The sequence below is a fragment of the Paenibacillus sp. 7541 genome (genome assembly GCF_002276395.1).
In the GTDB taxonomy this organism is placed as follows: domain Bacteria; phylum Bacillota; class Bacilli; order Paenibacillales; family Paenibacillaceae; genus Paenibacillus_AQ; species Paenibacillus_AQ campinasensis.
In genome coordinates, this window is record NZ_NQLZ01000034.1 from 86,170 (window position 1) to 98,661 (window position 12,492).

General features: G+C 51.5%; 14 protein-coding genes. 10 read left to right on the forward strand and 4 right to left on the reverse strand.

The features are described from left to right. Nucleotides 1-84: 84 nt before the first annotated feature. Nucleotides 85-675 carry a tRNA 5-(aminomethyl)-2-thiouridylate-methyltransferase MnmM gene (mnmM, locus tag CHH75_RS19710; protein ID WP_095398995.1) on the reverse strand — a complete coding sequence of 197 codons (591 nt, stop codon included), beginning with the start codon at nt 673-675 and terminating at the stop codon, nt 85-87. Next, on the reverse strand, nt 675-1,628 hold the full coding sequence (gene mnmL, locus CHH75_RS19715; RefSeq protein WP_095268129.1) for a tRNA modification radical SAM protein MnmL/YtqA: 954 nt from the start codon (nt 1,626-1,628) through the stop codon (nt 675-677). The genes mnmM and mnmL overlap by 1 nt, the downstream gene beginning before the upstream one ends. A gap of 306 nt (nt 1,629-1,934) precedes the next feature. On the opposite strand from mnmL, the gene CHH75_RS19720 reads away from it, so the two are divergent. Together CHH75_RS19720 and trmB are read left to right on the forward strand one after the other, a co-directional pair. Next, entirely contained in the window at nt 1,935-2,117 is a 183-nt protein-coding gene (locus CHH75_RS19720; protein ID WP_095268130.1) for a hypothetical protein, read from the forward strand. Nucleotides 2,118-2,307: 190 nt separating this feature from the next. Next, the gene (gene trmB / locus CHH75_RS19725) at nt 2,308-3,018 is read left to right on the forward strand and encodes a tRNA (guanosine(46)-N7)-methyltransferase TrmB (RefSeq protein ID WP_095398996.1); all 711 of its coding nucleotides are present in this window, start codon (nt 2,308-2,310) and stop codon (nt 3,016-3,018) included. Nucleotides 3,019-3,090: 72 nt separating this feature from the next. Here the strand turns inward: trmB and CHH75_RS19730 are convergent, their stop codons facing one another. After that, entirely contained in the window at nt 3,091-4,227 is a 1,137-nt protein-coding gene (locus tag CHH75_RS19730; protein ID WP_095398997.1) for an MGDG synthase family glycosyltransferase, read from the reverse strand. 659 nt (nt 4,228-4,886) lie between these two features. On the opposite strand from CHH75_RS19730, the gene CHH75_RS19735 reads away from it, so the two are divergent. From CHH75_RS19735 to CHH75_RS19755, 5 genes are all read left to right on the forward strand, one after another. Continuing rightward, nucleotides 4,887-6,125, forward strand: coding sequence for a glycosyltransferase family 2 protein (locus CHH75_RS19735; protein ID WP_095268133.1), 1,239 nt, complete (start codon nt 4,887-4,889; stop codon nt 6,123-6,125). A 279-nt stretch (nt 6,126-6,404) separates the two neighbouring features. Continuing rightward, nucleotides 6,405-6,899 (forward strand): translation initiation factor IF-3, encoded by a 495-nt coding sequence (gene infC, locus CHH75_RS19740; RefSeq protein WP_141235868.1) that lies wholly within the window; start codon nt 6,405-6,407, stop codon nt 6,897-6,899. 26 nt (nt 6,900-6,925) lie between these two features. Next, nucleotides 6,926-7,126, forward strand: a complete 201-nt coding sequence (gene rpmI, locus CHH75_RS19745; protein ID WP_095268134.1) for a 50S ribosomal protein L35 — start codon at nt 6,926-6,928, stop codon at nt 7,124-7,126. Nucleotides 7,127-7,156: 30 nt separating this feature from the next. Beyond that, entirely contained in the window at nt 7,157-7,516 is a 360-nt protein-coding gene (gene rplT, locus CHH75_RS19750) for a 50S ribosomal protein L20 (RefSeq protein ID WP_095268135.1), read from the forward strand. Between the two features lie 142 nt (nt 7,517-7,658). After that, nucleotides 7,659-7,976 (forward strand): hypothetical protein, encoded by a 318-nt coding sequence (locus CHH75_RS19755; RefSeq protein WP_095268136.1) that lies wholly within the window; start codon nt 7,659-7,661, stop codon nt 7,974-7,976. A 28-nt stretch (nt 7,977-8,004) separates the two neighbouring features. On the opposite strand, the gene CHH75_RS19760 is transcribed toward CHH75_RS19755, so the two are convergent. Continuing rightward, the gene (locus CHH75_RS19760; protein ID WP_095398998.1) at nt 8,005-8,451 is read right to left on the reverse strand and encodes a GNAT family N-acetyltransferase; all 447 of its coding nucleotides are present in this window, start codon (nt 8,449-8,451) and stop codon (nt 8,005-8,007) included. 614 nt (nt 8,452-9,065) lie between these two features. On the opposite strand from CHH75_RS19760, the gene ilvB reads away from it, so the two are divergent. From ilvB to ilvC, 3 genes are all read left to right on the forward strand, one after another. After that, nucleotides 9,066-10,808, forward strand: coding sequence for a biosynthetic-type acetolactate synthase large subunit (gene ilvB, locus CHH75_RS19765; protein ID WP_095268138.1), 1,743 nt, complete (start codon nt 9,066-9,068; stop codon nt 10,806-10,808). 1 nt (nt 10,809) lies between these two features. Beyond that, nucleotides 10,810-11,295 (forward strand): acetolactate synthase small subunit, encoded by a 486-nt coding sequence (gene ilvN, locus CHH75_RS19770; protein WP_095268139.1) that lies wholly within the window; start codon nt 10,810-10,812, stop codon nt 11,293-11,295. A gap of 162 nt (nt 11,296-11,457) precedes the next feature. Next, entirely contained in the window at nt 11,458-12,450 is a 993-nt protein-coding gene (gene ilvC / locus CHH75_RS19775) for a ketol-acid reductoisomerase (protein ID WP_095268140.1), read from the forward strand. Nucleotides 12,451-12,492 lie beyond the last annotated feature (42 nt).

Sequence of the window (12,492 nt, forward strand, 5' to 3'; positions counted from 1 at the left end):
AGATGAACAAAAAGCTTGCTGCTTGACGCATTTTTTGTTCAATTTATATCGTGTCTGTTGATGCGGGTATGCACTTTAATTCCATTATATCGGTTTTCTTCGCTCCAGTGCGATGAGATAGGGCGCAGCAGGCCGCTGCAGGTTGCGGTACAGAATGGACTGCGCCGTATGCTGCGGGATGGCGGCTGCCCACTGCTCCACCGTCCGGGCTTCGGTCTCCCCTCCAGGATGTCCCGGATACAGCACGATCGTCACGATGCCGCCGGGGCGGAGCAGCTCCAGCGAGCCGTTGAGCGCCGCGATCGTTGTCTCCGGCTGGGTGATAATGGTCTTGTCCGCTTCGTCGGCGGGGAGGTAGCCGAGATTGAACATGATCGCACCTACCTTGCCGACATAGGGTGCGGGAACGCTGCTGCGCATATCCTCATGGCTTTGCAGATGCAGGGAGACGCTGGCCACTTCGGAGGATGCCTCCTTGTTAAGGCGCTGTCTTGTCAGCTGAAGGGCCTCCTCCTGGATATCAAAGGCAAACACGCTTCCCTTCGGACCGATACAACGGGCGAGAAAGAGGGTGTCCGCTCCGGTCCCGGCGGTGGCATCGACGGCAATGTCCCCCGGCAGCAGCCGTTCGGATACCAGCTTGTGAGCAAAGCTAAGAACAGATAGAAATCCCATCAGCGCCCCCTCCACAGCTTGCCCTGCCAGGTGTCGCGGTGTCTAAGCTCGGCATCGATCGAGTTGAGCACATCCCATTTGCGCTGGCTCCAGAGCGGGCCGATCAGCAGATCGCGCGGAGCATCGCCGGTCAGACGATGCACAATCATCTCCGGCGGCAGAAATTCCAGCGTATCCACAACCAGCTTCACATATTCGTCCTTGTCGAGAAAACGGAGCAATCCGGCTTCATACTGCTTCACCATCGGCGTTTTGCGCATCAGGTGGAGCAGGTGGATTTTAATGCCCTGTACGTCCATGTTGGCCACGGCTCTGCCGGTTGCGAGCATCATCTCGCGGTCCTCCTGCGGCAATCCATAGATGATGTGGGTGCATACCCGGATGTTATGCTTCCGCAGCTTCTCTACCGCTTCCAGATAGCACTCCGTATCATGGGCGCGATTGATGAGCTGCGAGGTGGATTCATGGATCGTCTGAAGCCCCATCTCCACCCACAGGTATGTTCTCTCGTTCAGCTCGGCCAAATATTCAACCACATCGTCCGGAAGACAATCGGGGCGGGTCGCGATCGACAAGCCGACAACGCCGGGCTGCTCCAGAATGACCTCGTAATATTCGCGAAGCTCTTCGACCGGAGCATAGGTGTTGGTGTACGCCTGGAAGTATCCGATATATTTGGCGCTCGGCCATTTCAGATGCTGCCTGTCGCGGATCGTATTGAACTGGGTAACCAGATCGTCGCGCCGGCTTCCGGCAAAATCGCCCGATCCGCGGGCGCTGCAGAACGTACAGCCGCCCTTGGCAATCGTTCCGTCACGGTTCGGGCACGTAAATCCGGCGTCGAGCATGACTTTGAACACCTTGTCTTGAAACTGGCTGCGCATCTCATAGTTCCATGTATGGAATCGCTTGTCGCCCCACAGCTGCGGGGCAGTTAACATTGGCGTATTCATAAGTCTCCTTCTGTGCTGTTTGTTCCCCGTCTTTCGGCCTTGATTCAAGGGCAACGAGAATACAGCGAGTATAGATCGTTTCTCGCCTTTAGGGCAGACATATGTATTGTAACAAAAAAGGGCGCGGCATCATATACAGGTCTTCATGCCCAATTCATGTGGATTCACTTGTGTGAGAACGATAATCTTGGTATATTTAATGTATAGAAAGAGAATGATTCAAGCGGATTTCGCTTGGGTAATTACCGGATAGGATTCATATTTGTGAGACGTCATGGATACAATTATACCGTGAGGTGATTACGAATGAATTCATCGGCAATCAAGACAGACGACAAAGGCAAAATCGCTGTGGAGTTAACCCCGAATGAAGCATTGGCTCTGACAGGTGTCGAATTCAACGACAATCAGCATATCAAGGCTTCGGCGCAGCGCAAGATTCGGGATGCCTTCGAACGAACGTTTGAGTTTCAGGCAGAGAACAGGTAGCTTCTTCACAGGTTAATAACCGCGGAACCCCAATTCCAAATATAAGAAAAGGGAACCTGTATGATGCTTACGGGCATCGTCATAGGTTCCTTTTTCTATGCCCTCTTTACTTTTGGGACGAACTTCGGCACAATAATGCAGTATCGAACATTCATAATCATGATTATATAGACAGTTTCGGAGGTATAGGATGCGTTTACGCGGAAGAAAAGGAATTCGGGAAAGTTTGGAGGCACAGCAGGATCTCGTCGTTCTGAATCCTGCACAATATAAAGGAAAATGGGCGTCGCTCTTTGGCAATGATCGTCCGATTCATGTGGAATTTGGCATGGGTAAAGGCCAGTTTATCAGTCAGATGAGTTACAAGCACCAGGATGTCAATTTTATCGGCGTGGATATGTATGATGAGCTTATCCGCCGGGCCAGCGAGAAGGGAAGAGACGTCTGGGCCGAGGAGGGTGTGGAGACCCCGCCGAACTTAAAGCTGGCGCTGTTTAACCTGGAGCAGGTGGAGGAAGTGTTCGAGCCGGGGGAACTGGAGCGAATCTATCTGAATTTCAGCGATCCCTGGCCGAAGGCAAGGCATGCCCGCCGCCGCCTGACACATCCGCGGTTTCTGGAGAAGTATAGCCGCATTTTGAATGCGCGGGGAGAGATCCATTTCAAGACGGACTCTGTCAGCCTGTTTGAGTTCTCGCTGAATGCATTTGCGGATTTTGGGCTGCAGATGACCAACATCTCGCTTGATCTTCATCGCGATGGATTGAATGAACAGTTCGTCATGACGGAGTATGAGACCAAATTTGTTGGTCAAGGCATGAACATTCATCGCTGCGAGGTTATCGTCGGGGAAGAGGCGCTGGCGAAGTACAAGCAGGAACGTCTCAAAAAATACAGCTGAGTCTGGATAGCCTTGAACCTCATATGAAAAAAGCTGCCGAGGCCAAGCCTCGACAGCTGAACGGTGCGCTTCTTATGGTGAAGAGAAGGGCACCTTTTCGTTTTCCAGCATCTCAATAATGCTGCGCGCACATTGCATCGGATAGAAGCGCTCGATATTGCGCAGGTTCTGTTCTCTGCGCTCCACCATTTGGTCATATTGATGCAGCAGTATGTTCATCCATTTGCCGATCACTTCCAGAGAATCAATCGGCTCGCCCAAGCCTTGAGCGGTGAAATATTGGCAATTTTCCTCCTCCTGGCCAGGAAGCGGCTGGTGAAACAGCATCGGAATGCCCTTGGCGAGACCTTCGGTGCAGGTCATCCCCCCGGGTTTTGTCACCAGCAGGTCTGAGACTTCCATCAGCTTGTCGATTTCCCGGGTGAAGCCGAGAATCTTGATGTTGGGATGCTGGAACCTCGGGTTGCTTTCCATCTCTTCCCGGGCTTTGTCGTTATTGCCCAGGCAGAAGATGAGCTGGACATCCTGGCGCCACCTGGTCAGGAATTCATGCACAACTTCATCGTTCATGATGCCCCAGCCACCGCCCATAACAAGCACGGTCGGCATGTCGGCCAAGCCGAACTTCTCGCGGATTTCCTCCTTGCTCGGATGCGTCCAGAAATCCGGGTGAATCGGGATGCCAGTCACCTGGATTTTGGCATGGGACACGCCGCGGTTGAGCAGCTTGCGCTTGACCTCGGCCGTGGACACGAAATATCGGTCAACCTCGGGGCTGATCCACGTATCATGCGCATCGTAGTCCGTGATCACCGTACAGAGGGGGATGTTCGTGCCCAGCCGTTTCAATCGGGAGATGACCGCACTCGGAATGAAATGGGTACACACAATAATGTCTGGCCTCAGCTGCCGGACGACATCCTGCGTGCTCGTATAGAAGATGCGGTGCAGCGCCAATGTCGTAAACCGGTTGAATGATTTTTGGTGCCGATACATGTATCCGACCAGTTTCGGCGTGGACGTAATGGTCTTACGATAGGCCGATATAATAAGCGGAGCGATCTTGGGATTCAGGAAGCTACCAAGCTCAAGCACCCGTGTCTGGACATCTGGTGATAATTGCCTAATGCTGCTGGAGAGTGCGTGGGCGGCCTGCGTGTGGCCAGCACCGAACCCCTCGGATAGCAGCAAGACTCTTTTTTTAGCCACGACTTCGTTCACCCGTTCTGCAGCGTTATTATTAACCTTAACATATCGACTTTAAGGCGAGATTGCAACTATGACCCGGCGAATGTCCAGGGACTTTCGTCCCTGAGGCTTTTTTGGCAGCATTCGGGAAGCCAGCTCTGGCAAGGGGCGGCTGCTGCTTGCTGGGGCACGCGCATTTTGTAGAAAAGAAGGGTCCTTGGACTTTTGACTTGGCAATTTGTTATCGCTACAATGATTCAAACGGACGCCTGGAAGTTTATTAGAGAGAAAGAAAGATAACGGGGTTAAACTTTTTTGGAGTTCGTTGCGTCTTAAATATTGTGGCGGACAAGTTGGTATTGCAAAAATTGGGCACACTAAAGAAATAAAAAGTAAGCAAACAGATGAAAATAACAACTAAAGCTGCTGGAAACGAAGCTTGCTGGCATACCCCGGTGCTAATTTGCGCTCATTTGCGATCTTTTTCCGTAAATTAGAGCTTTCAAGCTTTTTGACAAAGCATCCAAAAGTGTGGAAAATCGGGTATGACGTGCAAAACTGCCCCGCGGCACCGAGGCTACAGAAAGAGAAAACAACGTTACAAGGGTCAATCAAGCAAACATTACACGAGAGACAAACAAAAACATTCTCGGGGTATAAAAAGGGGGTAACGGAGAATCATGACAGACGCCATCTTTATCGCGCTCCAACTATTTTTGGCAGCCGTAGGTGTGTACCAGTTTACATTCTCTCTATTCGGTTTGATCAAAAGAAAAAAGAAAAAGAACTTCGAACCGAAAAAATCATTTGCAGTGCTTGTCGCTGCCCACAATGAAGAACAGGTTGTCGGAGCGCTGATGGAGAACCTGAAGCAGCTCGACTATCCGAAAGAACTGTATGACGTATTTGTGATTTGCGACAACTGTACGGACCGTACAGCTGAAATCGTTCGAGAGCACGGCATGAACGCTTGTGTGCGCACGAACCAGAATCTTCGCGGTAAAGGGTACGCGATTGAATGGATGCTGAAAGAGCTGTGGGCGATGCCGCGTCAATACGATGCTGTAGTCATGTTTGATGCCGACAACCTGGTGGCATCGGACTTCCTGACGCATATGAACAACGATCTGTGCTCCGGTGCGAAGGTGATTCAGGGTTATATCGATACGAAGAACCCGGAGGATTCCTGGATTACGGCTGCATACGGCGTATCCTACTGGTATATTAACCGCCTGTGGCAGCTGTCCCGCCACAATCTGAACATGGCCAACTTCCTTGGCGGCACCGGCATGTGCTTCGAGACCAATCTCCTGAAAGAGATCGGCTGGGGCGCAACAAGTCTCGTAGAGGACCTGGAGTTTACGATGCGCAGCGTCATGCGCGGCGTGTATCCGAAATTCAACTATGAGGCCAAAGTATTTGACGAGAAGCCACTGACGTTCAAGGCTTCAGCAAGACAGCGCCTGCGCTGGATGCAGGGGCACTTCACGGTCGCGCGCCGCTATTTCTTCCCGCTCATCTGGCGGGCGATCAAAGAGCGGAGCATCGTCAAGCTGGACCTTGCGCTATATGGAGTCAACGTGTACATCGTGCTGCTGACCTTCTTGCTTACCGCGGTCATTTGGGTGGATAATTCCTTCTTTAATGGCCCGAACATTGCGAATCTGTACGGACACTTGCCGCTGTGGCTCAGCTTTACCGCCATTGCTGCCAACGTGTTTACCTTCATGATTGCGATGATTCTGGAGAAGGTGAAGTTCAAAAAGGTGTATATGTACCTGGTGCTGTTCCCTGTGTACTTGCTGTCTTGGTACCCGATTACGGTGTACGCGTTCTTTACCCAGAACAACAAGCAGTGGAGCCATACGGAGCATACGCGTGTCGTACGCCTGGAGGAAGTTCAGAGCAAGCAGGGTTAAACCCGTCGTCGATATGAATTAGAAGTTGACACGAATAAAGTCAGTTGTTATACTATTAAAGTCTGTTAAACAGAATATCTGATTGCAAGCAGAAGCGCCGCTTCTCACCTGACCGACTTGAGTTGGCTGGTTTGATCACGAAATCAACGAGTGAATGAAACGTTCATTTTTGAGATGAGTTATCAATTGAGGGATGTCGGCAGTGAGCCGTCATCCCTTTTATTCTTTGCAAGCAGGAATCAAAATTTATGGAGGTGGAGGACTATCAGTAAGGAACATATGATCAATGAGGAGATTCGGGCAAGGGAAGTACGCTTGGTTGGCCCTGAGGGCGAACAGATCGGCATCAAGCCGTTTCGTGAAGCGCTGCAAATGGCAATTGACCTGAATCTGGACCTGGTAAACGTGGCACCTCAGGCGAAACCGCCGGTATGCCGTATCATGGATTACGGAAAATTCCGCTATGAGCAGCAGAAGAAAGAGAAGGAAGCCCGCAAAAACCAGAAAATCGTTGACATTAAGGAAGTGTGGTTCCGAGCCAACATTGAGGAACATGATTTCCAAACCAAGCTTCGCAATGTCGTGAAGTTCTTGAAGGACGGCGATAAAGTAAAATGCTCGGTTCGTTTCCGCGGTCGTGAAATCACACATGCCAACATTGGCCAGAAGATTTTGGAGCGCGTGAAAACTGAGGTTGCGGACCTCTGCGTCGTTGAGCGTCAGCCGAAGCTGGAAGGCCGCAGCATGATTATGATTTTGGCTCCTAAAGCCTAAGAGACATTAGAGGAGGAAGTAGTACAATGCCTAAAATGAAAACACACAGCAGCCTGAAAGGCCGCTTTAAAATTACCGGTACGGGTAAAGTAAAACGCTACAAAGCTTACAAAAACCACCTGCTGTCCCACAAATCCAAGCGTGCGAAGCGCGTATTGTCCGGCAGCCCGGTAATGGCTCCTGGAGACGTAAGACGTTTGAAGCAAGGCTTGGCTAACCTGAAATAGTAAACAACATTTATTGGGAGGTTTTTTGATATGGCTAGAGTTAAAGGCGGATTTGTTGTTCGTCGTAGACATAAAAAAGTATTGAAACTTGCGAAGGGTTACTTCGGTTCTAAACACCGTATTTTTAAAACGGCTAACGAGCAGGTTATGAAATCCCTGGTTTATGCTTACCGGGATCGTCGTCAAACCAAACGTAACTTCCGCAAACTATGGATCGTTCGTATTAACGCGGCTGCACGTCAAAACGGCCTGTCCTACAGCAAGCTGATGCATGGTCTGAAGCTGGCTGGCGTTGACATCAACCGCAAGATGCTGGCTGATCTGGCTGTTAACGATCTGAACGCATTCAACTCTTTGGCTACTGTAGCTAAAGAGAAAGTGAACGCTTAATCCATTCATACGCTGCATATAGATTTAGGAGAGAACCGCTGATTTCATTCGGCGGTTTTTTTTCGTGTACAGGGCGATGAAACAAGCACGTCCCTCCAAAGCGGCATACGCTGAAATGTATCACCATCTGAGGAGGGATCTTATGCATAAGCCTGTCAGCAAGGCCCAGGCGCAGCAATATGTGGGCAAAACAATTGTGGCATATAAGAAAGACGGGAGTGTGGTCACAGGCAAGCTGGTTCGCATAGCCGGCAACCGTCTGTATGTGCAAACCCGTTCAGGCAAAAAAGTGAAAACGAAGGCGTTGGCACCGCTGGTGCTGTTTGACCTGCTGGCGATCGGAACCGCTCCATACGCTTATGGGTACGGATATCCGGGTGCTTTCGGAGGATACCCTGGAGGCTTCGGCTACGGGCCTGGCGTCGGATTCCCGTATGGAGCAGGAGGGTTCTTCTGGTAAACCTGGCCGCGCCTGATTCGGCCGGCTGCTAGGACAGCTTCTTCTCCATTTCATAGCACTGGCTGGCACGAATCGTTCGAGTGACCGAATATCCCAGTTTTTTGTAAAAAGATAGTCCGGTCCGATTTCCGATGTCGACCATGACTTTGGCCCGCTTGCACCCGCGCGATACAGCGAAACGTTCGGCATGCGCCATCAGACGGACTCCCCATCGTTTTCGCTGTGCGGCTGGTGCGACGGCCAGCATGTCGATGTACAGCAGCTCGCCGTGCATCATGAAATGAACGAAGGCGATTACCCGCTCATCGGGAAAAGGCGAAGCGACCAGCGTCACGCCGCGCCGGAGTCTGGCGGGCACGTCTTTAAGAACCGCGTCCAGGTCCTGATCTTTCAGATGGGACAACGGGACAAGCTGGGACTGGATCAGCTGGAAAATAGCGGGATCGTCTACACCCGGTTGACGGTATCGAATCATCGCAAAGATTCCACCTCTTTTCCGCTATGCAGCAGTCATTGATCTATCCTATGATATGCGGCTGGAGAGGGTGTTTGGCCAAGTCTGGAAACAAAATGGGAGCTTGTCTGCATCAAAACCTTTCATTTGAAGTAAAATAAATGTGTTGACTTCTGGAATGGATGAATCTTATAATGTTTCTAAACATTTAACGAACATATGACATCGGCAATGAAGAGGACGAAGTTTAAAGGGCTCTTTTGCTCAGAGAGTGGATGGATTTGCTGAAACCACCACCAAAACCCCTTTTATACGAGCTCACCTCGGAGCTGTTTCCCTGAAAAGGCTGTGCATTCTAAGACTTTACCGCATTAAGTCGTAACAGCATTTAGTAGGGGGAATCGTCTGGTCCGCGTTACGGATCGCAGATATTGAAGCCCGGATTATTCCGAAGCCTTCATACCTGCTGAGGCTTTATACTGTGAAGTGTAGAGCAAATATGGGTGGTACCACGGAAGCTGAACCTTTCGTCCCTCACACGGAGTTATTTCCGGTGTGGCGGGCGAGAGGTTTTTTTATTGCTTGAGAAGGCGATAGGCAAATGATTCAGCGAAATTTTGAGAGGAGGATGACTGATGAGCGCGCAAACTCCAGAAGTGCGGTCTACAGAACAATTACGTGAGAAATGGATGAAGCCTGAAGTGATTACCGGTTCGGAAATCCTGCTTCGAAGCCTTTTGCTTGAAGGAGTCGAATGTGTCTTCGGGTATCCCGGAGGGGCCGTCCTGTACATCTACGATGCAATGTATGGTTTTGAGGACTTCAAGCATGTGCTGACCCGTCATGAACAAGGTGCGATTCATGCAGCTGACGGCTATGCGCGGGCGAGTGGAAAAGTCGGTGTATGTATAGCAACATCGGGACCGGGGGCGACCAACCTCGTCACAGGTATCGCAACAGCCTACATGGATTCCGTCCCTCTCGTCGTGATTACCGGCAACGTGGCTACGAGCCTGATCGGAACCGATGCTTTCCAGGAGGCGGATATTACGGGGATTACGATGCCAATCACCAAACACAGTTATCTGGTGAGAGATGTTAACGATCTGCCGCGCATCATTCACGAAGCGTTCCATATCGCTTCAACGGGTCGCCAGGGACCGGTGCTGATCGATATCCCTAAGGATGTGTCGGCGGCCACCACTTTGTTCCAGCCTGAGGATAAAATCAACCTAAGAGGCTACAATCCGCGCACGGTGCCTAACAAGCTCCAGCTGGATAAGCTGGCCCGGGCGATTGAGCAGGCGGAGCGGCCGATGATTCTTGCCGGAGGCGGGGTTATTTACTCCGGTGCACATGAAGCGCTGCATGAATTCGTCAACAAGACAGGAATTCCGATTACGACAACATTGCTCGGACTGGGCGGTTTCCCAAGCGGACATGAGCTCTGGACAGGAATGCCAGGCATGCACGGGACGTACACCTCGAACCAGGGCATTCAGCAGTCGGACCTGTTGATTAGCATCGGGGCACGCTTCGATGACCGCGTAACAGGGAAGCTGGCGGGCTTTGCTCCGAATGCGAAGATTGCGCATATCGATATTGACCCGGCGGAAATCGGAAAGAATGTGCCTACGGATATTCCTATCGTCGGCGATGTCAAAACGGTTCTGGAAATGCTGAATCCGCTCGTATCTTACGCGTCCAAGGCGGATGCATGGAGAGATCAGATCAGCAAATGGAAGGCGGAGTATCCGTATCGCTACGTCGATTCTGACACGGTGCTGAAGCCGCAATGGGTTATCGAAATGCTGAACGATACAACGAAGGGCGAGGCCATCGTAACGACAGACGTTGGACAGCATCAGATGTGGGCAGCCCAGTATTATAAATTCAACCGGCCGCGCTCGTGGATCACGTCGGGCGGACTGGGAACGATGGGCTTCGGCTTCCCGTCCGCCATCGGTGCCCAGATGGCTAATCCGGACCGGCTGGTCATCTCCATCAATGGCGACGGCGGCATGCAGATGTGCTCCCAGGAGCTGGCGATCTGCGCGATCAACAATATCCCGGTGAAGATCGTTGTTATCAACAACCAGGTGCTGGGGATGGTTCGTCAATGGCAGGAGCTCATTTATGACAACCGCTACAGCCATATTGACCTGGCAGGCAGCCCTGATTTCGTCAAGCTGGCTGAAGCCTACGGCGTGAAGGGACTCCGCGCGACGAACAAAGAAGAAGCGCGCCAAGCCTGGGCCGAAGCGATGGAAACACCAGGGCCGGTTCTCGTAGAGTTTGTGGTTGAAAAAGGCGAGAACGTATATCCAATGGTGCCGCAGGGGTCGACCATCGATCAAATGCTAATGGGGGATGCGTAACATGAGCATGAAACATACCATAGCCGTACTAGTGAACGACCAGCCGGGCGTGCTGCAGCGGGTGTCCGGATTGTTCGGACGAAGAGGTTTCAACATTGAAAGCATCACGGTCGGTCAATCCGAAGAGGCCGGGTTATCCCGGATGGTCATCGTAACGACCGGCGGAGACAACATGCTGGAGCAGATCGAGAAGCAGCTATACAAGCTGATTGACGTGATCAAGGTCATTAATCTCAGCTCCAAGCCGATGGTTGCCCGCGAGCTTGCCCTGATCAAGGTGAAGGCCGAGCCTTCCGAGCGTCCGGAAATTATGGGCGTTGTCGAGACATTCCGCGCATCGGTCGTCGATATCGGAGCCTCCAGCATGATGGTGCAGGTGGTTGGCGATACGGTAAAAATCGATGCGATGATCGAGCTGCTGAAGCCTTACGGCATTCAGGAGCTCTCCCGGACAGGGGTTACCGCGATGGTTCGCGGTAATGCGTAATCATTCTTTTCAAGTATAGGAAACCGTTGTACATTCAATTTCAATAGCTAGACACCTGCCGCAGATGAGCGGGTGTTTCAGCAGATCGGATGCACGAAGTCGGTCTCTTGAAATACCCGCTCATCATGGAGGGTCTTTAAAAACAAAGGAGGACTTATACAAATGGCAATTACGACTTATTATGAACAAGATGCAGATCTCAGCGTACTGCAAGGAAAAACAATTGCGGTGATCGGATACGGCAGCCAAGGGCATGCCCAGGCACAAAACCTGCGTGACAGCGGTCTTCAAGTGGTTATCGGTCTTCGTGAAGGCAAATCCTTCGAGAAAGCAAAAAATGACGGCTTCGAAGTTCTGTCCGTTGCTGACGCAGTAAGCCGTGCTGATGTGGTGCAAATTTTGATGCCTGACGAAACTCAAGCCTCCGTCTACAAGAACGATATTGAACCAAACCTGAAAAAAGGCGCAGCGCTGATGTTCTCCCACGGCTTCAACGTTCATTTCGGACAGATCGTAGCTCCGAAGGAGAATGACGTGCTGCTGGTAGCTCCTAAATCCCCGGGTCACATGGTTCGCCGCACGTATGTGGAAGGCTTCGGTGTTCCAGGACTGATCGCGATCGAGAAAGACGCGACTGGACAAGCTAAAGCCATCGGTCTTGCTTATGCCAAAGGCATCGGCTGTACCCGTGCGGGCGTGATCGAAACTTCGTTCCGTGAAGAGACAGAAACAGATCTGTTCGGTGAGCAGGCTGTACTGTGCGGCGGCGTATCCGCTCTTGTGAAGGCAGGCTTCGAAACATTGACCGAAGCTGGCTATGCTCCGGAAATGGCATACTTCGAGTGCTTGCATGAGCTGAAGCTGATCGTTGACATGATGTATGAAGGCGGATTGGCAAGCATGCGCGATTCCATCTCGAACACGGCGGAGTATGGCGATTATGTAACAGGCCCGCGCATCGTGACCGACGAAACGAAGAAAGCGATGAAAGAGGTGCTCTCCGATATCCAGCAGGGCAAATTTGCCCGCGACTTCATCCTGGAGAACCAGTCGGGCAACGCGTTCCTGACAGCTACACGCCGCAACGAGTCCGAGCATCAAATCGAGGTTGTCGGCGCTCAGCTGCGTGAAATGATGCACTGGATCAAAAAGTAAGAACATATCGCTCCTCAAGGAGTGCTGCAAGCAGAAAAGGGG